Genomic DNA, 23569 nt, shown 5'->3' with positions numbered 1-23569 from the left:
GCCGATGATCCCGGTTGCGGGCGTCCTTGAAGACTAGTGGCGATTCCGGGCACTGGCCAGAGCGGGGGCGCCTACCTGCCGTCCAGGACCAGTGTCTTCAGGTCGTCCAGGGTCTGCTGCATGTGGGCGTCCATGGCTTCGCGGGCCCGGGCGGCGTCGCGGGACTTCAGTGCGTCGGCGATGGCCTGGTGATGCCCTATGGCATGCTCCTGGATAGCGGGTACCGCGGACGTTTCGGTGCGGCGCTTCTCCAGGACCCGGTGCAGCGGCTCGAACAGAACGGACACGAAGACATTTCCGGACGCCTGCAGGATCAGGTTGTGGAATGCCAGGTCCGCCGCCACGAATGCGGCGACGTCGTTGACGCTGTGGGCCTGCCTCATCGTCTCCACGCAGGCGAAGAGCTGTCCGGTTTCATCTGCTGTGATACGGGCGGCGGCCAGCTCACAGGCGCCGGTTTCCAGCATGCGGCGCAGTTCAATGAGCTGGATTGCGGCGTCGGCGTCGTTCTTGCCTTCGGACGCCGCACGCAGCACCGCCTCAAGGGAACTCCAGCGGTTGAGCGGATTGACGAAGGTGCCGCGGCCGCGCTCCACGCTGAGGATCCGCTGCGCCTGGAGCGTTTTCATCGCTTCCCGGACGGTCATTCGGCTGACCTCGTGGCGGGCGCTGAGCTCGTGCTCGCCCGGGACGGTGGCGCCGGGCGGGAATTCGCCCTGGATGATGCGGTCCAGCAGATCGTCGGCCACCACGCCCACCAGGGATTTCCTTGTCATGCCGCCCCCATCGTGCCTGCGCGCCCCCGGATGAAGGTCTGCTTGCGCCGGTTTATGCCGTATGCCACACTAGCAGCCGATGCAAGATGTCAGACATCTTACAGATAATGCCTTCCCGAAACCGCCACAATGGAGTGAACTGTGACCCTTGAAGCAGACATCCTCGCCGGCTACCCGGCAGAGGTCAGGATTCCCGCGTCCCTGGTGGCCAGTGCCGTTGCCGCCTCCGGTGCCGAGTCTCCCAGGGTCCTGGTAGTGCTCGACGACGACCCCACCGGCACCCAATCCGTTGCTGACCTTCCCGTGCTCACCAGCTGGGAAGTGGCTGACTTCGAATGGGCCTTCGCCCACATCGCGGAGAGCGGCTGCGGCCCCGCCGTCTACGTCCTCACGAACACCCGCAGCCTGGACCCGGCCGAAGCCGCAGCCCGGAACCGGGAAGTGGTCCGTAATGCCCTCGCCGCCGGCACTCCGGACGGATCCGCGGGTTCCGGACTGAAGCTGGGGTTCGTGAGCCGCAGTGACTCCACCCTCCGCGGGCACTTCCCGCTTGAGCCGGACGTCATCGCGGCCACGGTAGCCGAGGCCAGCGGAGAATCGACCGACGGCGTGGTCATGGTCCCGGCCTTTCCCGACGCCGGGCGGGTCACCATCGGCGGCGTCCACTACATGCGCGGCACCGGCGAGGCGGCAGGAACCCTGACCCCCGTGGCCGAGACCGAATTCGCCCGGGACGCGACGTTCGGCTTCGCCAACTCCGAGATCGCCAAATACGTGGAGGAGAAGTCCCAGGGCCGGTTCGCCGCAGAGTCCGTAATCATCCTGGACCTGGGCGTCATCCGGGCCGGAGCCGCCTCGGACGGCACCGACGGAGACCCTGCGGTGTCCGCCAACGCCATCGCGGACGCCATCGATGACGCCAAGGACTCCACCCCGATCGTGGCGGACATCGTCACCGAAAACGACCTCCGGGCCCTCGCGTTGGGCCTTGAAGAGGCCGAGCGCCGCGGCAAGAAACTCCTCTACCGCGTGGGTCCGCCGTTCGGCCGCGCCCGCATTGGCCAGGAGATCCGGCCCGAGCTCACCGGCGAGGAAGCCTATGCCGGCCACAACCCGTCCAGGGCCGGCGGCCTCATCGTGGTGGGTTCCCACGTGGGCGTCACCACCCGCCAGCTGAAGGTCCTCACAGGCCAGCACAGCGCGGCCCGCATCATCGAAATCGACGTGCAGCAGCTTCTCGCCGGGACCGAGGAACAAGCCGACGCCTACCTTGCCCGCACGGTGGACTCGGTCGTCGAGGCCCTGCGCGGAGGCGACGTTATCGTCCACACCAGCCGCCTGCTCATCAAGGCGGATGACCCGGCCGAAAGCCTAAGGATTGCGCGCACGGTGTCTGCCGCCGTCGTCAGCGTTGTGAACCGCACCCTGAAGACCTTTCCGCCGCGGTTCGTCATCGCCAAGGGCGGCATCACGTCCTCCGACGTGGCAGCGCACGGCCTGGAGATCCGCCGTGCCATTGTCCGCGGGCCCATGCTGCCCGGGATCGTGAGCCTGTGGGAACCGGTGGACGGACCCGCCAAGGGCATCCCGTACGTGGTGTTCGCGGGGAATGTGGGCGACGACGAGTCCCTGGCCCAGGTCACGCGCAAGCTGAGCAGCACTTTCCAATCCTGAAGGAACACACCATGACCAGCGATTACACCGTCAGCGTCCTGGGCCTCGGCGCCATGGGACTGCCCATGGCGACCCGCCTGGCGAGTCGGCTGACCGTCCACGGTTTCGACGTCGCCGAAGCACGGCTCAGGCTCGCCGAAGAAGCCGGCATCGCCACCTTCGCCTCGGCCCGCGAAGCCGCCAAGGGCGCCGACGCAGTCCTGCTGGCCGTCCGCAACGGCGAGCAGCTCAACGACGTCCTCTTCGGCGGGAACGGCGTGGCCCCCGTTCTGGAGGCGGGTGCCGTCGTCATCCTCAGCAGCACCGTGGGCACTGACGCCATCCCCGCCACGGTGGAAAAGCTTGCCGAATACGGCGTGGAACTGGTGGACGCTCCGCTGTCCGGCGGGCCCAAGCGCGCCGGCGAAGGCGACCTGCTGATCGTCGTCGGCGCCTCCCCGGCAGCCCGCGAAAAAGCAGCCCCCGCCCTGGAACTGCTCGCCTCCACCCTGACCGTGGTGGGCGACAACCCCGGTGACGGCCAGGCGCTCAAGACCGTCAACCAGCTCCTCTGCGGCGTCCACATCGCCGCCGCCGCCGAGGCCATGGCCCTCGCCGACGCGCTGGGACTGGACCAGGCCAGGACGCTCGCCGCCCTCGAAGCCGGCGCCGCAGGTTCGTTCATGCTGTCCAACCGCGGCCCACGCATCCTCGAGGCGTACAGCGAGGACGGCGCCGAGGTGCTCTCCCGCCTGGACATCTTCGTCAAGGACATGGGCATAGTCGGCAAGGCCACCCGGGCGGCCTGCCTGGCAGCCCCCGTTGCCGCAGCCGCCGAGCAGCTGTACCTGCTGGGCCAGGCCCAGGGCCTCGCCGCCGCAGATGACTCGGCAGTCATCAAGGTCGTCGCCCCCGCCAAACGAACTTCCTGACCCCCCACCGAGGAACATTTTCTGATGCGAACCCGACTCGACCACCTCGTCACCTCCGCCCTGCAGCAGGGCTCCGCCGTCCCGGCCTTCACCTGCTATGACTTCACCACCGCGCTGGCTGTGGTGAGCGCCGCCGAGGAATCCGGCCAGGGCGTGATCCTGCTGGTGGCCCCGAAAACCGCGGCCACGGCCAACGGGCTGCGCCTCATCGCCGCCCTCCGCGGCCTGGCCGACGCCGCCGCCGTCCCGGTGTCCGTCCAGCTGGACCACGCCACCGACCTGCGCGTCATGGCCGCCGCCGTGGCCGCCGGCGCGGACGCGGTCCTCGCGGACGGCTCGTCACTGCCGTATGAGGACAATATTGCGCTGGTCCGTGCGGCGCGTGCCCTGCTGGGTCCCGCCGTCGGACTTGAAGCTGAACTGGGCGGGCTGGCAGGTGACGAGGACCGCGCTTTTGAACCCGGCCAGGCAGGCGTGGAGGTTACGGGCCTGACCGATTCGGCGCAGGTGGAGGACTTTGTCTCGCGTTCCGGCGCGGAGCTGCTGGCCGTGGCCGTGGGCAACGTGCACGGCCGGTACAAGGGCGAGCCGCAGCTGCGCTGGGACGTGCTGCAGGACATTGCGGTGCGCACAAGGCTGCCGCTGGTGCTGCACGGCGCCTCGGGCATCCCGCCGGAGGAGCTGGTGAAGGCCGCCGCGATGAATGTGGGCAAGGTCAACTTCAACACCGAACTGCGTACCGGCGTGCTGGCAACGCTGCAGGAGCAGCTTCCGGCGCAGCGGGCCGACGGCGAGAACCTCCAGGCGCTGCTGGGCCACTGGAACCGGTCGGCGGGTTCGTTCGCTGCCGCGGCCTTGGCGTTTTTGTCCAGGTAGAGACCTTAAAACGCGCTCATACCCTAAAACGCGCTCATACCCTCGACGGGGACAAAAACGCCTGGGACGGGCGCACAATGGTGCTGTGAGCGGCATCGGCCCCGCGGAGCCAAGCGTGCAGCCCGGAACGGAGCCTGTCCGTGATCCGGCGATCGACCTTGTCCGCTGCATCTGTTTGGCGCTGGTGGTGGTGGGGCACGCCATGATGGTCAGCCCGGTCCTGCATCCGGACGGCACCGTCACCACGCAAAACACGCTTGGGGACCAGGACTGGTTTGAACCGGTCATCTGGGTGTTTATGGTGATGCCGCTGTTTTTCGTGACCGGCGGCATCACCGGGCTGCAGTCGTGGCGACGGCTGGTGGCCCGCGGCGGCACGGCGGCCGACTTTGTGCGCGGCCGCCTCCGCCGTTTCCTCCGCCCCGCGGTCGCCGTGCTGGCCGCGATGTTCCTGGGCTTCTGGCTGGCCGGGCTGCTGGGCGTACACCCGCAGGTGGTGCAGCTGCTGGCCTCCGGCGGTGCCATGCCCCTGTGGTTCCTGGCTGCCTACCTCGCCGCGCAGCTGAACATCCCCCTCCTGTCCGCCCTGCACTCCCGCAGTCCCTGGCTGACTTTCCTGGGGCTCGCCACTTTGGTGGTGGCGGTGGACAGTTTCCGGGGCGCGGTGCCGGAGCTGGCCTACCTCAACCTGCTGTTCCTGTGGTGGGCGGTCCAGCAACTGGGGTTCCTTACCGCGGACGGCCACGCCGCCCGGCTCCCGCGGCCGGCCCTGGCCGGGATTGCATTGGCGGCGAACCTTGTCATGGGCGTGGTCACGGCGCTTGGGATCTACTCGAACAACATGCTGGTCAACCTGAATCCGCCCAACCTGACCCTGTTATTGCTGGGCATCTCGCAGGCGTCCCTGATGCAGTTGGCCCGCCCCGCCCTCACCGCCGCCGGATCGGCGCCGCGCGTCCGGCGGATGTTGCTGGTGACCGGCAGCAGGTCCCTCACGGTGTACCTGTGGCACCTGCCCCTGCTCGGAGCGATGTCCGGGCTGCTTCTCCTTACGCCGTTCCCCAAGCCCGCCGCCGGCACGGCAGAGTGGTGGTGGGCGCGCCCTATAGTGCTGCTGGCGCTGGTGCTCCTCTTGCTGCCGGTCCTCGCTGCGTTTGGCCACCTTGAGCAGCGTACGACGGCGTCTCCCGCCACGGGCTTCCGGCCGGCCGGTGCGGCGGGGGCCGCCGTCGTGGTTTTCTTCCCTGCCGCGGCAGGAGCGCTGACCGGGCTGACGCTTGAATTGCTGGGCGTCGGGGCGGTCTGCTTTGCCCTGGCCCTGTTGATGCTGCGCGACCGGCACGCACCGGGCAGGAGGGGCCGCCCGCGGGCCGCCCGGGATGCGCACCGGAAGCGGCGGCGTGGCAGGGGAGGCATTGCCAGCGGCGTGAAGTAGTGCCAGTGTCGAACCATGACCGAGAACATGATGTCCACTGACGACCGTTTTGCCGCCGGTGTGTCCCTTGCCCGCAATGACGCACGGCACCGGTACGAACTGAGCGTAGACGGACAGGTGGCGGTGAAGACCTTCTTCCGCGACCTTCCCGGCCACATCGACTTCACCCACACCGAAACCACCGAAGGGTTCGAGGGCCGCGGCCTGGCGAAAGTGCTGGCCCATTTTGCCCTGGATGACGTGGTGGCATCGGGTAAACGGATCATTCCGCATTGCCCGTTCATCTCCGGGTACCTCCGGCAGCACGAGGGCTATGAGCAGTGCGTCGATTGGCCCGAACGGTAACGCCCCGCAGCCGGATTGCCGTACCGATCCTGGCCGGGACCGCTCGTTCGCCGGACTACACAGAATGGCCCTTCTACGTGGAAGACGCTGTTAATAAACCGAGCCTTCCAGCAGTTCTGACAACCTGCCGGCGGCACGCCTTAGTTCCGGGACCCCAGCCCGAAGCGTGGCCTCACTCGCAGCCTCAACGGGACTGGTCAGCGAGATGGATTCTGTGGGCAGTTCCGTCCTGTTGGATAAGGCAACGGCTACGGAATGCACGCCTGTGGCACGCTCATCAGCCGAGTATGCGAAATCAGAACCCGGCTCGGGGAGGCGGGACCGCAACACGTCGGCCGTGAACGATTCATCCTCTTGCCCTGCAGCTATGGCCGCGGCCGCTACTTGCTGAAGTTCCTCCGCGGACGCGGAGGCAAGGAGTATCTTGCCCGCTGCCCCGAGCGTGAGCGGCAGCCGCTTGCCCAGCGGAAGGTCATACCTAAGGGGTGCCTCGCCATCCACGCGGGCCACCAGAATTCTTTCGTAGCCAAGCCGGGTGTACAGGGAGGCCGTGAGCCCGGTCTGGGTCGCCAGTTGCTGCAGGATTGGGCGTGAGGAGACTACAAGGGGATCGTTTTCCAGGTAGCTCCTGGCCGCGGGCAGGACGGCGGGGCCAACCCGGTAGGACTTGTCCGTCTGGCTGACCATGCCGAAGTCCTGGAGCACACGGAGGATGCGCAGTGTGGTGGGCAGGCTCATGCCGCAAGCCCGGGCCAGATCACTGAGCCGCTGCGGCCTCTCGGCACGCTGGAGTTCAGCGAAGACCTCCAGCGCCCTGGACAAGGACCGCATGTTGGAGGCCTTCGGCCCTTCTTCCGCCGATGCCTCTGGGTTCTTAGGTCCTGTCGTCATTCTTTCATTCTATGTAATTTCCTTGCGCTTGACAGTGGGTTGTGTCTGCTGTCACAATTTCTATGTATGTAATTCTCTTCCATTGTATGGAAGGGTGAGTCGAAACGAAGAAGGAACTCATGACAACGGAGTCAGTGATGAGGGCACCGCAGCGCGCGGCCAGAGTCGCACCGTCAGTCCTGGTGGGCATCGGCGCTTTCACGGCAGTTGGGATTTACGTCCTGATGAGCTCTGTGGGCCTTGGCCTGTGGACTTCCCTCGGGCCGGGTCCGGGATTGTTTCCCTTCGCCATGGGTGCGGTGCTTGCCCTGATGGCGGCTAGCTGGCTGGTCCAGGAACTGCGCCATCCGAGTGAGGCGTCAGCAGGCGTGGACAGGGGACTGGTGATCGCAGTTGTCCTGAGCCTGGCAATCCTGGCATCCGTCATGGATCTGCTCGGGTTCCAGTTGAGCATGTTCCTCTTCCTGATGTACCACCTGAAACTTCGCAGCCGCAGATCGTGGGTTTCCTCGCTCATCATCGCCCTGGCCGGAAGTGTCGGCGCCTTCTACGCCTTCAACTACGGACTGAACGTCGCGCTGCCGGTCTCTGCCTTCCCCCTGCTGAACACGATCGGACTCTAGGCGTGGACATTTTCAACGAACTGCTCGGCGGTTTTGCCGCTGCCATGACCTGGCAGAACCTCCTGTTCGCCTTCGCTGGCTGCCTTTTGGGCACATTCATCGGCGTACTGCCCGGCATCGGCCCGGTTGCCGGCGTCGCCCTATTGATCCCCCTGACGCTGAACATGGACGCCACCGGCGCGATCATCATGCTGTGTGCCATCTTCTACGGCACCGCCTACGGCGGAACGATCACCAGCGTGCTTCTGAACACTCCCGGTGAAGCTGCGTCGGCGATCACCACCATAGATGGCTATGCCATGACCAAAATGGGCAAAGCAGGTGCTGCCCTGACCATCGCCGCGGTCGGGTCCTTCGTCGGTGGAACGATCGCGACTGTCGGCCTCGTCGCCGCAGCCAAACCGCTTGGCGAGCTGGGCCTGCTCGTCGGACCTCCTGAGTTCTTCGCCCTAATGGTGGTGGGAATCTCCCTGCTCGTTGCTCTCGCGGGCAAATCGATGGTCAAGGCCGTGATCTCCGGTGCCCTGGGCCTGCTGATTTCCATGGTGGGCATTGACCCTGTTGCAGGCGCCCCGCGCTTCACCTTTGGGATGGACCGGCTCCTTGACGGCGTTAGCTTCGTGGCCGTGATCGTTGGTGTCTTCGGGCTCTCGGAACTTCTTTCCTACCGAAAAGGAACCCCGACGCCCGCTGTCCATGCCCCGAACCTCGTTTCGCTGCTCCCCACGGGCAAGGAATGGCGCCGGAGCGCTCCGGCCATGGCCCGCGGCACCGGCATCGGCTTCGGCCTGGGCCTCATTCCCGGCATGACCGGCTCCGTGTCCTCCCTGCTGGCCTACGGCGCCGAGAAGAAGTTCTCCCGCCACCGCAACGAGCTGGGCAAGGGCGCCATCGAAGGCGTCGCAGGGCCCGAAACGGCCAACAATTCCCACGCGAACGCTGCACTGATCCCGCTGTTCACACTCGGCATCCCGGCATCCCCAACTATCGCTGTCCTCATGGGAGCCTTCCTCCAGCAGGGCCTCACCCCGGGCCCGACCCTGTTCACGGAAAACTCGGACATCGCGTGGGCGATCATTGCCAGCCTGTTCATCGGAAACCTGATGCTGCTGCTGCTGAACGTGCCGTTGGTCGGGCTGTGGACCTCCATCCTCCGGGTACCGTATTCAATCCTGACCGCCCTGATCCTGCTCTTCATGGTCATTGGTGCCTACACGATCAACTTCAGTGTCTTTGACGTCTTCGTCATGATCGGCTTCGGCCTTCTAGGACTCGCACTGCGGCACCTGGACATCCCCCTCGCCCCGATGGTGCTCACGTTGGTCCTCGGACCCCTCATGGAACGTTCACTGCGGGAATCGCTCGAGATCTCCCAGGGTGACTTCAGCATCTTCCTTAACCGCCCCATCTCCGCAGTCCTCATCGGCCTCGGACTCCTCATCGTCTTCAGCCCGCTGCTCAGACTCCGCAAGCCCAAGGCGCTGAGCGAAGACCCAGAAACCTAATCCACCCCCTACCCCAAGAAACCCGCACCTTCAAAGGAGAAGTACCATGACCATCCGCCCCCGTATCGCAGCTGCGTTCGCAGCAGCAACCCTGATCGCAGTCACCGGTTGCGGCGCCAATGCAGGTTCCCCGAACACTTCCGCCGCCGACGGCTTTCCGAAAAAGGGAAAGTCCATCGAACTCATCGTCGCGTTCTCCTCCGGCGGCGCCGTGGACACGGCAGCCCGGCTGATCCAGCCCGTCCTGGAGAAGGAACTCGGCACCAACGTGGAAGTCATCAACAAGCCCGGAGCCGGCGGACAGATCGGCTACACCCAGCTCACCCGCGCCAAGCCCGACGGCTACACCATCGGGGCCACCGGTTCCCCGTCCGTGGTCGTCTCGCCGCTGGATCCCAGCCGTGGCGCAAAGTACACCCGGGACAGCTTCCAGCCCCTCGGCCGGCAGGTCATCGACCCCACCGTGATCGCCGTTCAGCCGGACAGCCCGTACCAGACTTTGAAAGACCTTCTGGACGCGGCCAAAGCCAAGCCCAAGTCCATGACCGCTTCCACCACCGGCCTGCAGACCGGCGAGCACTTCGCCTTGACCCAAATCCAGGAAGCTACGGGCTCCGAGTTCGCCCCGGTCCACTTCTCTGAAGGCGCATCCCAGGCCACCACTGCGTTCCTTGGCAGGCACGTGGATATCCTCGTGGCCAACGTCAGCGACGTCACCGACCTTACCAAGCAGGGCAAAGCACGCGTCCTGGGGGTCATGTCCGAAGAGCGGGCACCCTCCCTGCCGGACGTACCCACGTTCAAGGAATCGGGCCATGACCTGATAGCAGGAACGGCACGCGGATACTCCGCCCCGGCCGGGCTGCCGGACGAGGTGGCCGAAAAGCTGGAAGCCGCACTGCAGAAGGCCATCCAGGACCCGGCCGTCGTCAAGAAGATGGAGGACCTGGGCCTGCAGACCAGCTACCTCAACGGCGATGACTACCAGCAGTTCTGGGCCGCCCAGGAAGGGGACTTCAAGAAGGTCCTCCCGCTGGTTCAAAAGACCGACTAACCCTTGCCGCGCCCCACCGAAAGAACGCACCATGACAACGCCCGCCCCTGAGACCATCGACGCCGACTTCCCCCGCCCCGACAGGGATGTCATTGAACGGCTCGCCAAACTGCCGGCTGCCAACATCGGGGACGCCGTGGACCGCCTTGGCGTCGCCCATTCGGCAATCCAGGCCATCTGGCCAGGAGCGAAAATCGCCGGGCCGGCCTTCACCGTCTGGACCCGGCCCGGCGACAACCAGGGCATCCACCAGGCCCTGCGCCTGGCTCAGCCGGGGGATGTCATCGTCGTAGCCGGCGGGGCCGATGAGTCCCGCGCCCTCCTTGGTGAACTGATCGGGGAGCGCGCCATCAACCTCGGCATCGCCGGATTCGCCCTTGACGGGGCGGCCCGCGATGCCGAGGCCCTGGCCGAAATTGGTATGCCGGTCTTCGCCCGGGCCACCACGCCCGCCGGTCCCTATAAGAACGGGCCCTTCCGGCTGGGAACTGCCATCGCCTTCGGCGGCGTCCCCGTCCTGCCGGGCGACGTCATCATCGGCGACTCCGACGGCGTGGTGGTCATCCCCCGGGATCAGGCAGCCGCCGTCGCGGAAGCCGCGGAAGCCGTGTTCGCAGACGAAACCAACCGCCGGCAAGCAATTGTTGCAGCCCGCTCCTAACCACGAAAGAGAAGACTCCATGACTGCCTGCACCGTCATCGGCCTCGGCGAGGCCGGAGCAACCTATGCCGCAGCCCTTACCGCAGCCGGACACGCCGTCACCGGCTACGATCCCGTTGCCCCCGCCACTCCGTCAGGCGTCACCCGCGCCGCCACCGCCGCCGAAGCATGCCGGGGCGCCGACATCGTCCTGGTGATGACCGGCGCGGCGGCAGCCCGGGCCGTTGCCCAGGAATGCCTGCCGGTCCTGGCGACCGGAAGCTGCTATGCGGACTTCACTTCCTCTTCTCCCTCTGTCATGCAGGAACTCGGCCGGCTTCCCGGCAAGGCCGAGTTCGCCGACGTCGCCATCCTTGGACCCGTTGCCGCGCTGGGGGAGAAGACCCCCCTCATGGTCAGCGGCCCCGGCGCCCAGGCCGTCGCCGGCCTGCTGCGCCCGCTCGGTGTCGACGTCGAAATCGCCGAAGGTGAGCCGGGCGCCGCCATGGCCCACAAGCTTCTGCGCAGTGTCCTGATGAAGGGCCTGGCAGCAGTGGTGGTCGAAGCCGTCACCGCAGGCAAGGCCGCGGGGCTGGAGGACTGGATCCGCGGCCAGATCGCCAGGCAGCTCGCCGGTGACGGCCAGGCGGTCATCGACAGGTTCCTCGCCGGCACCAGCAAGCACGCGCTGCGCCGCTCCCGGGAAATGCAGGACACTGCCCACTATCTCTCCGAACTCGGCGTTCCGGCGGAAATGACGACAGCTTCCGCGGCTGCCCACGCCCGCATCGCCGAAGCAGAACCGGCTGCGGTGTTGCGCTGACCCTACGGCGCGGCAGAATCAATGAGCAGGGAAGTACCAACCACATGACATCCAACAGAACGTCAGGAGCAGGCGCATGATCGGCATCTGGGCACTCGGGGCCTACCTTGCCGCGATCCTGGTCTGGACAACCGTGATCAAGCGCAGCGTCGGCGAGGCCATGATCCTCGGCTTCCTGGTGGTGCTCCCGTTCACTGGCTCCGCGGCCGCCCAAATGGGATGGGAGGCGCTGTATGGGGCCATTACCGACGAGATTGTCTTTGCCACCATGGCGTTCGTTTTCATGGGGTACCTGCTGGACAGAACCGGCGTGCTGGACCGGCTGATCGACCTGCTGAATTCAGTGATCGGCGGAGTCAAGGGCGGCCCGGCCTGGGTGTCTACCGTGGCGTCAGCGGGGCTGGGCAGCGTGGTGCACAACCAGGCCGCCATCGCCGCCACGGTTGGCTCGGTCACCATACCCTGGATGGAAAAATCCAAGCTGGACAAGCCCGCAGCTGCCACACTGGTGGCCGGGAATGCGGGAATGGGCATCACGTTTCCGTTCAGTGCCTCGATGTTCGTGCTGGTCGGGTCGGCCACCGTCGGGCCCCTCCTGGACGTCAATGCGCTGGTCCTGCCGCTGCTGTTCGGCGGCCTGTGGTGCTTCCTGCACCGGCTGATCGTCACCTGGCTGCTGGTCCGCAAGAGCGGCATGGCTGCCCTCGATGCGGCGCACCGGCTGTCCGTCCGGGCAGCGTTTGGCCGCGGCTGGACCCCGCTGCTGCTCTTCGTTGTGGTGGCCATTCCGCTGGTCATCACCTCCGGTGCCATCGCCAAGGCTCTTTCCGGCTGGACCGGCGGCGACGTGACGAAGGCAGTCAGCGTGATTGTGTGGATTCCAGTGGTCCTGATCATCACAGGCCTCCTGCTGGGCCGGAAGAACCTGCCCGGGGATGGCCGGAAGTGGTGGGCGCTGCTGCAGGACTCCGCGCCGCGCTTCGGGATCGTGGGGGTGACCGTGGTGTTCGCCTTCGCCGGCGCCAACGCCCTGGCTGCCACCGGGCTGCCCAAGCAGATGACGGAGCTGCTGAACGGGATGAGCCTGCCACTGTGGCTTCTGGCCATCCTGATCGGGCTGATCGTCATCGCCGTCGCCGCACCGCTGTCCGCGACGGCCACCATGGCTGCCGTCGGAACGGTAGGAGTGGCCGCACTGGTGGCAGCCGGCGTGCCGGCAACCACGGCTGCCGTCGCCGTCCTGGTCTTCTCCTCCTGCGAAGCGGCGGTCCCGCCGGGCGGAGCCCCGCTGTACGTGGCGTGCGGCATCGCCGACGTGGACCCCATCAAGACCTTTGCCCGGCTCCTCACCCACTACGCCCTGCCGCTGCTCGGCATCGGCGTCCTGATCATCATCGGCGTCCTGCCGGTCTAAGGGGACACACCATGCACAAGATCCGGCGCGCCGTCCAGGCCGTCTTCGTCCTCACGCTCCTGCTCCTGCTCCTGGGCGGAGTGATGTTCGTCGCCGGCCAGGCGGTGGCGCTCGCTGCCGGGCAGGGGCAGTGGCTGGAGTTCTTCAACACAACCTTCAAGGACCCGATGTGCATCGCAGCCTCGGTGTGCGCGGTTGCCGGGTTCCTGCTCACCTACCAACACGGCAATGAACAAGGCGTGGCCGCCCGGGAAGCAACAACATCGCGATGACGGACATTGAGGACTCCCCGGCCTACCCCAGTTACGGCGAACTCCTGGAGCGGCCCGGAGAGCTTGCAGGCACCTCGTGGGGACTGTTTCCCGAGCCCGGCCGCGGGACCCCTTCCTTCATCGGGCCGGACATAGTCCTGCATGCCAGGGACTCCATCCGGACCGGTACCGTGTTCGGCCTGGACTACCCCGCAGATGCATTCGATCCCGGCATGTCCCTGAAGCGCGGTGCTCCCAGGCACACCATCTACTCCTCACATCCTGCCCACCGGGACGACTACCTGGACGGGTACTACCTCCAGGGATCCACCCAGATAGACGGACTGCGGCACCGCAGGGCGGACGACGTCGGCTTTTACAACGGCACGCCTGATGACCTGATCGTTGAGGGCACTCCCGAGCTGGGGGTGCAGGAGTGGGCGGAACATCCGATCGCCGGCCGGGGGATCCTGGTGGACCTGGCCGGATACCGGGAGGGCGTCGGTGAGCCCATCAACCACGCGGAGGGCGAACCCCTCGGCCTGGAGCCGATTCAGGAAGCCCTGGCAGCCCAGTCCCTCATCCCCAGGCCGGGCGACATCCTGATGCTGCACACCGGCTGGTGCGAATGGTTCCTCGCCCTGGCTCCCGGGGAGAAACAGCGGATCCGGGACAGCCGGAAGGCAACGGGAGTGGCCCAGTCCCGGGAATTCCTCGCATGGGCGTGGGACAGCAGGTTCGCCGTCATCGCTGCTGACAACTTCGCCTTCGAATGCCTTCCCGCCATCGCGTACAGCCCGTTCCGGAACTCCGCGCCCAACGATCACGGAATGATGCACCAGGATCTCTTGGCCAAACTGGGCGTGCCTCTCGGCGAACTCTGGAAACTCGGCCCGCTGGCACGGCATATGAGGTCCAGCGGCAACTGGGATTCCTTCGTCAGCATCAAGCCTCTGAACATCACCGGCGGTACGGGGTCGCCCGCCAACGCCACAGCAATCACCTGACCTGCAACCCGCCGTCAGGTGGGCATATTCTGCCGTAAAGTTGCCGATCCAGCGAGTCAATGACGCCGGGAGAACCGGCAAAGATCCCGGAATTACGCACCGCAACGGAAATAGCTCACAAAAGTTTGCTTAAAAGGGTTCCCTAAGTAAGGCTTACCTATGCCACCCTGCCCTTGAGCAAAGGAAGACCTGTGCCGCTGATGCCCCGCCTCGACGAACCGCCCGTGGACGACCCCCACGGCCGCGTGCGTCCCAGCACCGAAGCCACCAGCCCTAAAGGCCCCAGCCCCCGGAACACCCGCCCCCAAAACCCCGCCAAAGACTTCGGCTCCCGCGTGGAACTGGCGCTCGGTGCCACCAACCACCTCTTCAATGCGCGCAACTCGCCCCGCTACGTGGCGCAGGTGCTGCAGGGGGTCAACGCCGTTGCCACCAAGCTGGAGCGGACCGCGCAGCCGTTCACCGGCATCGGTCCTTCCGAAATGAAGGCGCGCGTAGCGGCTGTCGACCTGGACGCGCCGCTGCCGGACACCGCCGCGGCACTGCAGGAGCTGGAGGAGGTGTACCTCCGCGACGCCGTCTACTTCCACGACGCCAAATACGCCGCGCACCTCAACTGCCCCGTGGTGATTCCCGCGCTGGTGGGCGAAGCGGTGCTCTCCGCTGTGAACTCGTCGCTGGACACGTGGGACCAGAGTGCCGGCGCCACCATGATTGAACGCCGCCTCATCGACTGGACCGCCGAACGCCTGCACCTGGGCGCGAACGCGGACGGCGTGTTCACGTCCGGCGGCAGCCAGTCCAACCTGCAGGCCCTGCTCATCGCACGCAACCACGCCGTGGCAGGCCTCCGCCGCGACCCCGCCCGCAGCAGCCACCGGCTCCCGGCGCTGCTGGACACCCTCCGCATCTTCACCTCCGAGGACAGCCACTTCAGCATCCAGAAGTCGGCGTCCATGCTGGGACTCGGATTCGACGCCGTCATCACCGTCCCGTGCACGACTGACCGCAGGATGGACCCGGCCGCGCTCGCCGCGGCAATGGCGGAAGCGCACGACGCCGGCCTCACCGCCATGGCGGTCGTCGCCACCGCCGGAACCACCGACTTCGGCGTGGTTGACCCGCTCGCAGAGCTCGCCGCGCTGGCCCGCGCCTACGGCGCCTGGTTCCACGTCGATGCAGCCTACGGCGGCGGCCTCATGGTCTCCGGCCGCTACCGCCACCTGCTGGACGGGTCCGGCCTGGCTGATTCCGTCACCGTGGACTTCCACAAAACGTTCTTCCAGCCCGTCAGCTCGAGCGCCCTCCTGGTCCGCGAATCCGCCATGCTCCGCCACATCACCTACTACGCCGACTACCTCAACCCCGAAAGCGCGGCCCTGGCGGACATCCCCAACCAGGTGGACAAGAGCATCCAGACCACCCGCCGCTTCGACGCCCTGAAGCTCTGGTTGACCCTCCGGATCATGGGCGCGGACGCCGTGGGGGCCCTCTTCGACGAAGCGATCGACCTCGCCGCGCGCGTCGGCTGCCTCCTCGAGGCCGACGATGACTTCGAGCTCGCCGCCCCACCCCAGCTGAGCACCCTGGTGTTCCGCTACCGGCCGCGGACCGGCTCCGGCGAACGCATCACCGAGGACGCCGCCGACGCGCTCAACCCCGCCATCCGGGCCGCCGTGTTCGCCTCCGGCCAGGCAGTGGTGGCCGGCACCAAGGTTCAGGGGCGCCACTACCTCAAATTCACGCTCCTCAACGCCGAGGCCACCCTGGAGGACATCGGCGGCATCATCACCCTCCTGCGCACCACCGGCGCGGAGCTCCTCGCCAAGGCGGCGGCGGCATGAGCATCAGCACCTCCAACAGCGGCAGGATCTACGACTTCGCCGCGATCGGCGTCGGACCCTTCAACCTGGGCCTTGCCGCGCTCGCGGAACCCGTGGACGGACTGGACGGCCTCTTCCTGGACCGCAGCCCGTCCTTCGACTGGCACCCGGGCATGATGCTGGAGCCCGCGCACCTGCAGGTCCCGTTCATGGCCGACCTGGTGACCATGGCCGACCCCACCTCGCCCTACTCCTTCCTGAACTTCCTCAAGCAGACCGGCCGGCTCTACCGCTTCTACATCCGCGAGGACTTCTACCCCCTCCGCGCCGAATACAACCAGTACTGCCAGTGGGTTGCCGGCCAGCTGTCCTCGGTGCGTTTTAGCACGGACGTGCTGGAAACGGCGTACGACGACGGCGTGTACCACCTGTCAGTCCAGGGCCCGGCCGGGCCGGAGGTGCTCAGGGCGCGGCGGCTGGTGCTGGGCACCGGCACCAGCCCTTACGTACCCCAGGCCGCGGAAGGGATCCTGGCAGACTCCGCCGCGGGCCGCGGGGGGCTGGTCCTCCACAACTCGGACTACCTGGCCCGCAAGGCCGAACTGCAGCAGCGGCGCAGCATCACCGTCCTGGGCAGCGGCCAGAGCGCAGCCGAGGTCTACTACGAGCTGCTCCAGGAGGCAGACGCCCACGGCTACCAGCTGAACTGGGTGACCCGGTCCGGCCGCTTCTTCCCCCTGGAATACACCAAACTGACCCTCGAAATGACCTCGCCCGAGTACGTGGACTACTTCCACGGCCTGCCGCGGGGCCAGCGCGATGACCTGATCAGGAGCCAGAAAAACCTCTACAAGGGCATCAACTCGGACCTGATCAACGCCATTTACGACCTCCTCTACACCCGCAGCCTCTCGGGCCTGGTGGACACGCAGCTGCTGACGCACTCGGCCCTCACCGGCGCCCGCTGGGATGCCGCCGCAGGGACCCACACTCTCCAGCTGCACCACGGCGAACAGGGAACCGACTACACCCTGGAGAGCGAGGCCGTGGTCCTGGCCACCGGCTACGGCTACCGCGAACCGGCGTTCCTGGCCGGAATCCAGGACCGCATTGCCCGGGACAGCGCAGGCCGCTTCGCCGTGGACCGCAACTACGGCACCGGTGTGGTGCCGGGCGAGATCTTCGTCCAGAACGCCGAGCTCCACACCCACGGGTTCGTCACCCCGGACCTGGGCATGGGCGCCTACCGCAACTCCTGCATCCTGCGCGAAATCACCGGGCGCGAGGTCTACCCGGTGGAGCGGAGCATCGCGTTCCAGCAGTTCGGCGCCACGGCAGGCATTCCCGCCGGTGTACCTGCGGCAGAGGAGGTGCCCGCATGAGGTTCACTTTCCGTTGCCTGGACGCAGAAGCCGACGCACCCCTCCTCCACAGCTGGGTCACGCAGCCCTACGCCTCGTTCTGGGGCATGGAGTCCGCGTCAGTCGCCGATGTCGCGGCAGAGTACTCCGCGATCCAGGCGAGCGGCCACCACCACGCGCTTCTGGGGCTCGACGACGGCGTCCCCGCCTTCCTCACGGAGGAATACCTTCCGGGGTCCTCGCCGCTGGCCTCCCTCTATCCGGTGCATCCCGGTGACGTGGGGATGCACCTGCTGGTGGCGCCGCCGTCGTCCGCTCCAAAACCGGGGTACACGGCCGGGGTGATGGACGCCGTCCTCAGCCGGCTGTTCGACCGGCCGGACGTGGAGCGCGTGGTGGTGGAACCGGACATTCGGAATACCAGGATCCACGCCCTCAACGCCCGGTTCGGCTTCCGGCCAGCCGGGACCGTCGCCCTCCCGGACAAGGAAGCCCTGCTCAGCTTCTGCACCCGCACGGATTTCCACGCCGCCCGCGCAGCCCATTCCCCCAAGCCCGACTCCGAAACCAACCTCCAGGGAGCCGCACTGTGACCATCCACCTCGAACCCGTCCCCGCAACCCTGACGCAGGCCTCCCACCTCACGGCCGACCGCTGGGCCCGCGCCAACCGGCACCTGCTGCGCAAGGCGCTCGCCGAGTTTTCACACGAACGCATCCTCACCCCGGAACCTGCCGCGGACGGCACCTACCGCGTGGCCCAAGGCAGCCACGAATACCGGTTCCGCGCACGGCTCCTCGAACTGGACCACTGGTCCATCGACGCAGGTTCCATGCAACATTTCCGGGACGGCACCGAGGCGCCCCTGGACGTCCTGGAGTTCATCACGGCCTTCCACGAAACCCTCGGAATCAATATCCAGATGCTGCCGGTCTACCTCGAAGAGGTCAGCAGCACCCTGTCCAGCCACGCCTACAAGCAGTGGGCCGGGCAGCCGTCCGCCGCGGAACTTGCCGCCGGCGTCACCGGAGGGCAGGACCCGGCCGCGGATTTCCAGACCATTGAACGCAGCATGACGGAGGGCCACCCGTGCTTCGTGGCCAACAATGGCCGGCTGGGCTTCGGCATCAGCGACTACCTCGCGTTCGCCCCGGAAACCGGCGCTCCGGTGCAGCTCGAATGGATCGCCGTACACCGCAGCCGGGCCGTGTTCACCACCAGCGCCGGGCTGGACTACCGGGCCCACCTGGACGCTGAACTCGGGCCGCTGGTCGGCCGGTTCACCGCCCACCTGCAGCTGGAAGGGCTGGACCCGGACCAGTACTTCTTCATGCCCGTGCACCCCTGGCAGTGGGAGAACAAGCTCACGGTGACATTCGCGGCGGAGATCGCCCGGCAGCTGATCGTGCACCTGGGCACCGGGACGGACACCTACCAGGCGCAGCAGTCCATCCGGACGTTCTTCAACACCGGCGCCCCGGACCGGCACTACGTCAAGACCGCCATGTCCGTGCTGAACATGGGCTTCATGCGCGGCCTTTCCCCGCAGTACATGAAGGCCACGCCCGCCATCAACGACTGGCTGCGCAAACTCATCGAGACTGACAGTGCACTGCAGCAGCGCGGCTTCACCATGATCGCCGAGGTCGCCGCGATCGGCTACCACAACGGCACCTACGAGGCGGGCTCGGCGCCCGGCTCGCCCTTCCGCAAGATGCTGTCCGCCCTGTGGCGGGAAAGTCCGCTGCCCCTGCTGGAGGAGGGCCAGCAGCTGGCCACCATGGCGTCCCTCCTGCACGTCGACGCGGCCGGCAAACCGATGGTTTCCGCACTGATCGGACGGTCCGGCCTCGCGCCGGACGCCTGGCTGCGGCGCTACTTCGAGGCGTACCTGGTGCCGCTGGTGCACTGCGTGGCCAAGTACGAGCTCGCCTTCATGCCGCACGGCGAAAACGTCATCCTGGTCCTCGAAAACGGGGTACCGGTCAGGGCCATCATGAAGGACATCGCCGAGGAAATCGTGGCGATGGGGGACCGGCTGGACCTTCCGGAGGAAGTGGCCCGGATCAAGGCCGACATCCCCGACGGGGAGAAGGTCCTGGCCGTCTTCACCGACATCTTCGACTGCATCTTCCGCTTCCTCGCGGCCCTCCTGGACGAGGCCGGGACGCTTGCGCAGGAGGAATTCTGGCGGACGGCGGCCGCGGCTGTGGCCGACTACCAGGCGCAGCACCCGGAGCTCGCGGACCAGTTCGCCCGGCACGACCTGTTCGCCGCTGACTTCGAGCTCTCCTGCCTCAACCGGCTCCAGCTGCGCAACAACCAGAACATGCTGGACCTGGCCGACCCCTCCGGCGGCCTGCAAAAGGCCGGGCGGCTGGCGAACCCCCTGGCCCGGTTCCGGCCCGGCGCCTGAAGCGTTGGCTAGGCTGGCAGTATGACCTCCGCCGCACCCGAGACCGCCCTCATCACCGGAGCCAGCGCCGGCCTGGGAGCCGAGTTCGCCCGCCAGCTCGCCGCCCGGGGCCACCGGCTGGTGCTCGTCGCGCGGGACCGCGCGCGCCTCGAAGAGGTTGCGGCGGAACTGGAACGGCGGTACGGAACCACGGCTGAGGTGCTTCCCGCGGACTTGACGGACGACGGCGGCCTGGCCGCCGTCGTCGGACGCCTCTCCGATCCGCTGCGGCCGGTGGGGGTCCTGGTCAACAACGCGGGGACCGGCCTGTTGCGCCAGTTCGAAAACAATCCGGCCGAGGAGGAAGTGCAGCACCTGCGGCTGCACACCGAGGCGGCCCTGGTGCTGACGCGCGCCGTCCTGCCGGGCATGCTGGAGCGGGGTGCGGGCCGGATCGTGAATGTGGCGAGCATCGCCGCGTTCCTGCCGCGAGGGACCTATTCGGCGGCAAAGGCGTGGCTGGTGAGTTTCAGCCGATGGGCGAACCTGGCCTATCGTGCGGGCGGGGTGCGGGTGACGGCCGTGTGCCCGGGTTTCACGCACACCGAATTCCACGACCGGATGGGGATGGACAAGTCGGTGGCGCCGTCCTGGGCCTGGCTGCAGGCTGAACGCGTGGTCCGGGAAGGCCTGGCGGACAATGAACGCGGGAAGGCCTTGTCCATCCCCACCCGCCGGTACAAGATCGTGGCCGCGCTGGCCCGGGTGGCGCCCGCCAGGCTCATGGCGGGCCCGCCGCGCCGGCCCAAACAGGTCAGCGCCGCCCAATAAGCCGGGGAGCGTGCGCGACCCCGCTCCGGCGGACCGCTACAACGGCGGCGATGCCCACCAGCGCACCCACCAGGGTCTCCACCCCGCGTTCCAGGATCAGCACGCCCGGGTTTATGAACGCGGAAAGCTGGGAGATGAGCAGCATCACCGGCGTGAACGACACCATCGCAGACCCATAGTGGCGGGTGGTGAACACGGTGGCCGCTGCCGCTGAGCACCCCGGCGGTCCCGGCCGCTCCCACGGCCGGCACGTAGCGGCCGGCGTGGTCCATCACGCACTTCATATGCTTTGAAATATTCCGCGAACGCCTGGAGGCTGCGGCATCCTGTGTCGCCTGAAGACGGCTAAGGCCCGCCCCGCACGTTCCCTGGCCGGGAAGTGCTGGACGGGCCTCGTGAGCGCGGGCTGCAAGAAGTGCCCTGGCCGGGAGCCGGGGGCTACACCCCGGCGGGGACCTTTCCGGATCCGGAGGAGTCCGTGATGTCCTGGGTTTCGAACGGCAGTTCGTCCAGGTCGATCAGCGGGTTCTCGTCCTGCGTGGCAACCAGTTCGCGGGCCTCCGCCTGGCTGTCCACGCTGGGCATGGAGCCCGGCAGCGGACGCTGGGCCGATTCCTTCAGGAAGTAAATGGCCACGGCACCGATCAGGGAAGTAGCCATCAGGTAATACGCGGGCATCATGTCGTTGCCCGTGGCGCTGATCAGGGCGGCCACGATGAACGGCGTGGTGCCGCCGAAGATGGCCACCGAGAAGTTGTACGCGATGCCCATGGCGCCGTACCGGCTTGAGGTGGGGAACTGGGCCGGCAATGCCGAGGCCAGGTTTGCCACGTAGAAGGTCACGGGGAAGGCGATCAGGCCGAGGCCTGCCAGGGTGGACCAGATCTCGCCGATGCCGATGAGCAGGAACGCCGGAATGGCGAGCAGGACGGTGCTGACCGCGCCGATCCAGAGAACGGGCCGGCGGCCGATCCGGTCGGAGAGCTTGCCGGTCAGCGGGATGCACAGGCTCATGACAACCAGCACGGGGATGGTCAGCAGCGTGCCGTGCACGGGATCGTAGCCCTTGGACTCGGTGAGGTACGTGGGCATGTAGGAGGTGAGGGCGTAGCCGGCCGTGTTCGCGGCGGCCACCAGGATCATGGCCACGATGATGGAGCGCCAGTAGGCCTTGACGATTCCTATCGGGCCCTTGGCCGCGGCGTCCTCGGAGGCAGCGGCGTGCTTGGCCAGGTCCTCCTGCGCGTCCAGGGTGGCCTGGAACTGCGGGGACTCTTCAATCCGGCTACGGAAGTAGATGGCGATGATCCCCAGCGGGCCGGCAATCAGGAACGGAATGCGCCAGCCCCAGTCCTCCATGACGGCCTGCCCCAGCGTCAGCTGGAGCACTGAAACGAGGGCTGCGCCGATCGCGAAGCCAAGGTAGCTTCCCAGGTCAAGGAAGCTGGCGAAGAAACCGCGGCGCTTGTCCGGAGCGTATTCGCTCACGAACGTGGTGGCGCCGGCGTATTCACCGCCGGTGGAGAAACCCTGCACGATCTTCAGCAAAACCAGCAGGGCTGCTGCCCAGAGACCGATCTGGGCGTAACCGGGCAGCAGGCCGATGGCGAAGGTGCTCGCGGCCATCAGCATCAGCGTGGCGGCAAGGATCTTCTGCCGGCCCATCTTGTCACCCATCCAGCCGAAGACCACGCCGCCCAGGGGACGGGCGATGAAGGTGGCGGCGAAGGTTCCCAGGAGGAACAGGGTCTGGGTGGTGGGGTCCGATTCGGGCAGGAAGACCGGGCCCATGGTGGTGATCAGGTAGCCGAACACGCCTACGTCGTACCATTCCATCGTGTTGCCCACGATGGTTCCGCCCAGGGCTTTCTTCAGCATGGGCTGGTCCACGACGTTCACATCGGATTCCTTGAGCCGTCGCCGGCCCAGGATCTTGGGCTTCCGGGGGCCGGCCGGGCCCGCGTTCACCTGCGTACCAGGGGGTGTGGCTGGGTTGGTTCCGGAGGCGTTGGTGATGCCTGCGGAAGAGTCGGTGTTGCTTCGGTCTATGGGCATTTGGGCGACTCCTGTGGAGGTCATTTGCTTGCGACTTGTAGCTGCCCCGCTCCGGGCAGGCCTTCAATTTTACGGGAATTCCCAGCCTTTTTCGGTCCGGGTGCCGTAGGATCGGGTGTTTTTGGGCTGTTTGGCGGCCGACGGCGGCGCGGGGCACCGCGGCCTTTCCCGCGCCAGCACTGGGATGCGGCAGGTCACGGCGGATCGTTACCTAAATTTTTCCTTGTCCGCCCCTCCCCAGCGCACCTAAGCGCCCAAACCAGCGCTGAATGTGACGGGCGACACCGCTTTGGCGGCGCCGGGAGGGGAGGCGATTGCCGCCGTCGGACTCCGGCTGGGAACGCTGATGGAGGCAGGTGGTCCAGATGGACCACCTGCCTCCTGCTGCGTGGCTGCCCCTCCGCCGCGCCCGTCCTTCGGGCTGCCTGTTGCGATGGAATGCGGGGAGGGATGCACGCCCGCCGGAAGGACCGGCAGCCTGGGTGCGGCCGGGTGCCCCTACAGCCTGTCGGGGCGTACCGCGAGCACGGGGCACGTGGCGTCAAGCAGGATGCGCTGGACGGTGCTGCCGAGGATGAGCTTGCCTACCATCGAGCGGTGGCGGAGGCCAACCACAATCATGTCCACCTTCCGATCCTGCGCGATTTGGATCACGGCATCGCCGGGGTCGGACAGGACCGAAGACTCAAGCGTGAGCGTCAGCCCCGCTGCCGTCAGCTGGGATTCCAGCTGCTGCACTTCCGCCGGTTCCAGGTCGTGGTGGCCGCGGCCCACGTTCACGATGAGCAGGTCAGTTTTCCTAAGCAGCGCTTCGGCTATGCCCGTGGTCAGGGCCTCACGGCCTTCGAGGGAGGGCTGGTAAGCAACGAGAACCGTCAT

At 67.0% G+C, this 23569-nt stretch carries 23 protein-coding genes; 18 read left to right on the top strand and 5 right to left on the bottom strand.

Going from position 1 to position 23569, the window contains the following annotated elements:
- Positions 1-71: 71 nt before the first annotated feature.
- Positions 72-776, bottom strand: a complete 705-nt coding sequence (locus ACIQCM_RS10770; RefSeq protein WP_400607543.1) for a FadR/GntR family transcriptional regulator — start codon at positions 774-776, stop codon at positions 72-74.
- A gap of 141 nt (positions 777-917) precedes the next feature.
- Here ACIQCM_RS10770 and ACIQCM_RS10765 point away from each other — a divergent pair, with 141 nt between their 5' ends.
- The 5 genes from ACIQCM_RS10765 (at position 918) to ACIQCM_RS10745 (ending at position 6017) form a co-directional block, all read left to right on the top strand.
- Positions 918-2450 (top strand): four-carbon acid sugar kinase family protein, encoded by a 1533-nt coding sequence (locus ACIQCM_RS10765; RefSeq protein ID WP_400607541.1) that lies wholly within the window; start codon positions 918-920, stop codon positions 2448-2450.
- A gap of 11 nt (positions 2451-2461) precedes the next feature.
- Positions 2462-3361, top strand: coding sequence for an NAD(P)-dependent oxidoreductase (locus tag ACIQCM_RS10760; protein ID WP_400607538.1), 900 nt, complete (start codon positions 2462-2464; stop codon positions 3359-3361).
- A gap of 24 nt (positions 3362-3385) precedes the next feature.
- Positions 3386-4237 carry a class II fructose-bisphosphate aldolase gene (locus ACIQCM_RS10755; protein WP_400607535.1) on the top strand — a complete coding sequence of 284 codons (852 nt, stop codon included), beginning with the start codon at positions 3386-3388 and terminating at the stop codon, positions 4235-4237.
- 85 nt (positions 4238-4322) lie between these two features.
- Positions 4323-5672, top strand: coding sequence for an acyltransferase (locus tag ACIQCM_RS10750; RefSeq protein WP_400607532.1), 1350 nt, complete (start codon positions 4323-4325; stop codon positions 5670-5672).
- A 15-nt stretch (positions 5673-5687) separates the two neighbouring features.
- Positions 5688-6017, top strand: coding sequence for a GNAT family N-acetyltransferase (locus ACIQCM_RS10745; RefSeq protein WP_400607529.1), 330 nt, complete (start codon positions 5688-5690; stop codon positions 6015-6017).
- 90 nt (positions 6018-6107) lie between these two features.
- On the opposite strand, the gene ACIQCM_RS10740 is transcribed toward ACIQCM_RS10745, so the two are convergent.
- On the bottom strand, positions 6108-6908 hold the full coding sequence (locus tag ACIQCM_RS10740; protein WP_400607526.1) for an IclR family transcriptional regulator: 801 nt from the start codon (positions 6906-6908) through the stop codon (positions 6108-6110).
- Positions 6909-7027: 119 nt separating this feature from the next.
- Here ACIQCM_RS10740 and ACIQCM_RS10735 point away from each other — a divergent pair, with 119 nt between their 5' ends.
- The 13 genes from ACIQCM_RS10735 (at position 7028) to ACIQCM_RS10675 (ending at position 20635) form a co-directional block, all read left to right on the top strand.
- Positions 7028-7531 carry a tripartite tricarboxylate transporter TctB family protein gene (locus tag ACIQCM_RS10735; protein WP_400607523.1) on the top strand — a complete coding sequence of 168 codons (504 nt, stop codon included), beginning with the start codon at positions 7028-7030 and terminating at the stop codon, positions 7529-7531.
- Between the two features lie 2 nt (positions 7532-7533).
- The gene (locus tag ACIQCM_RS10730) at positions 7534-9036 is read left to right on the top strand and encodes a tripartite tricarboxylate transporter permease (RefSeq protein ID WP_400607520.1); all 1503 of its coding nucleotides are present in this window, start codon (positions 7534-7536) and stop codon (positions 9034-9036) included.
- Positions 9037-9082: 46 nt separating this feature from the next.
- Positions 9083-10090, top strand: coding sequence for a tripartite tricarboxylate transporter substrate binding protein (locus ACIQCM_RS10725; protein WP_400607517.1), 1008 nt, complete (start codon positions 9083-9085; stop codon positions 10088-10090).
- A gap of 31 nt (positions 10091-10121) precedes the next feature.
- Positions 10122-10751: a methyltransferase gene (locus ACIQCM_RS10720; RefSeq protein WP_400607515.1), complete on the top strand. Its 630-nt coding sequence runs from the start codon at positions 10122-10124 to the stop codon at positions 10749-10751.
- A gap of 19 nt (positions 10752-10770) precedes the next feature.
- On the top strand, positions 10771-11553 hold the full coding sequence (locus tag ACIQCM_RS10715) for a DUF1932 domain-containing protein (protein ID WP_400607512.1): 783 nt from the start codon (positions 10771-10773) through the stop codon (positions 11551-11553).
- A 76-nt stretch (positions 11554-11629) separates the two neighbouring features.
- On the top strand, positions 11630-12967 hold the full coding sequence (locus ACIQCM_RS10710; protein ID WP_400607509.1) for a TRAP transporter large permease subunit: 1338 nt from the start codon (positions 11630-11632) through the stop codon (positions 12965-12967).
- An 11-nt stretch (positions 12968-12978) separates the two neighbouring features.
- Positions 12979-13239: a hypothetical protein gene (locus ACIQCM_RS10705; RefSeq protein WP_400607506.1), complete on the top strand. Its 261-nt coding sequence runs from the start codon at positions 12979-12981 to the stop codon at positions 13237-13239.
- A complete protein-coding gene (locus ACIQCM_RS10700) occupies positions 13236-14225 on the top strand; it encodes a cyclase family protein (protein ID WP_400607504.1) in 990 nt (329 codons plus the stop codon). The genes ACIQCM_RS10705 and ACIQCM_RS10700 overlap by 4 nt, the downstream gene beginning before the upstream one ends.
- 200 nt (positions 14226-14425) lie before the next feature.
- The gene (locus tag ACIQCM_RS10695; protein ID WP_400607886.1) at positions 14426-16069 is read left to right on the top strand and encodes a pyridoxal phosphate-dependent decarboxylase family protein; all 1644 of its coding nucleotides are present in this window, start codon (positions 14426-14428) and stop codon (positions 16067-16069) included.
- A 2-nt stretch (positions 16070-16071) separates the two neighbouring features.
- The gene (locus ACIQCM_RS10690; protein WP_400607884.1) at positions 16072-17430 is read left to right on the top strand and encodes a lysine N(6)-hydroxylase/L-ornithine N(5)-oxygenase family protein; all 1359 of its coding nucleotides are present in this window, start codon (positions 16072-16074) and stop codon (positions 17428-17430) included.
- Positions 17427-18002 (top strand): GNAT family N-acetyltransferase, encoded by a 576-nt coding sequence (locus ACIQCM_RS10685; protein ID WP_400607501.1) that lies wholly within the window; start codon positions 17427-17429, stop codon positions 18000-18002. The genes ACIQCM_RS10690 and ACIQCM_RS10685 overlap by 4 nt, the downstream gene beginning before the upstream one ends.
- On the top strand, positions 17999-19825 hold the full coding sequence (locus ACIQCM_RS10680) for an IucA/IucC family protein (RefSeq protein ID WP_400607499.1): 1827 nt from the start codon (positions 17999-18001) through the stop codon (positions 19823-19825). The genes ACIQCM_RS10685 and ACIQCM_RS10680 overlap by 4 nt, the downstream gene beginning before the upstream one ends.
- 21 nt (positions 19826-19846) lie before the next feature.
- Positions 19847-20635: an SDR family NAD(P)-dependent oxidoreductase gene (locus tag ACIQCM_RS10675; RefSeq protein WP_400607497.1), complete on the top strand. Its 789-nt coding sequence runs from the start codon at positions 19847-19849 to the stop codon at positions 20633-20635.
- Here the strand turns inward: ACIQCM_RS10675 and ACIQCM_RS10670 are convergent.
- The 3 genes from ACIQCM_RS10670 to ACIQCM_RS10660 form a co-directional block, all read right to left on the bottom strand.
- Entirely contained in the window at positions 20619-20801 is a 183-nt protein-coding gene (locus ACIQCM_RS10670) for a hypothetical protein (protein ID WP_400607494.1), read from the bottom strand. The two genes, ACIQCM_RS10675 and ACIQCM_RS10670, sit on opposite strands and share 17 nt — an antisense overlap.
- 272 nt (positions 20802-21073) lie before the next feature.
- Positions 21074-22690, bottom strand: a complete 1617-nt coding sequence (locus ACIQCM_RS10665; RefSeq protein ID WP_400607492.1) for an MFS transporter — start codon at positions 22688-22690, stop codon at positions 21074-21076.
- A gap of 498 nt (positions 22691-23188) precedes the next feature.
- Positions 23189-23569 carry a universal stress protein gene (locus tag ACIQCM_RS10660; RefSeq protein WP_400607491.1) on the bottom strand — a complete coding sequence of 127 codons (381 nt, stop codon included), beginning with the start codon at positions 23567-23569 and terminating at the stop codon, positions 23189-23191.

The sequence above is a fragment of the Pseudarthrobacter sp. NPDC092439 genome, assembly GCF_044754945.1.
GTDB lineage: Bacteria > Actinomycetota > Actinomycetes > Actinomycetales > Micrococcaceae > Arthrobacter.
Note: the sequence above shows the minus strand (reverse complement) of the source record. Positions and strands in the feature narration are given on the sequence as shown.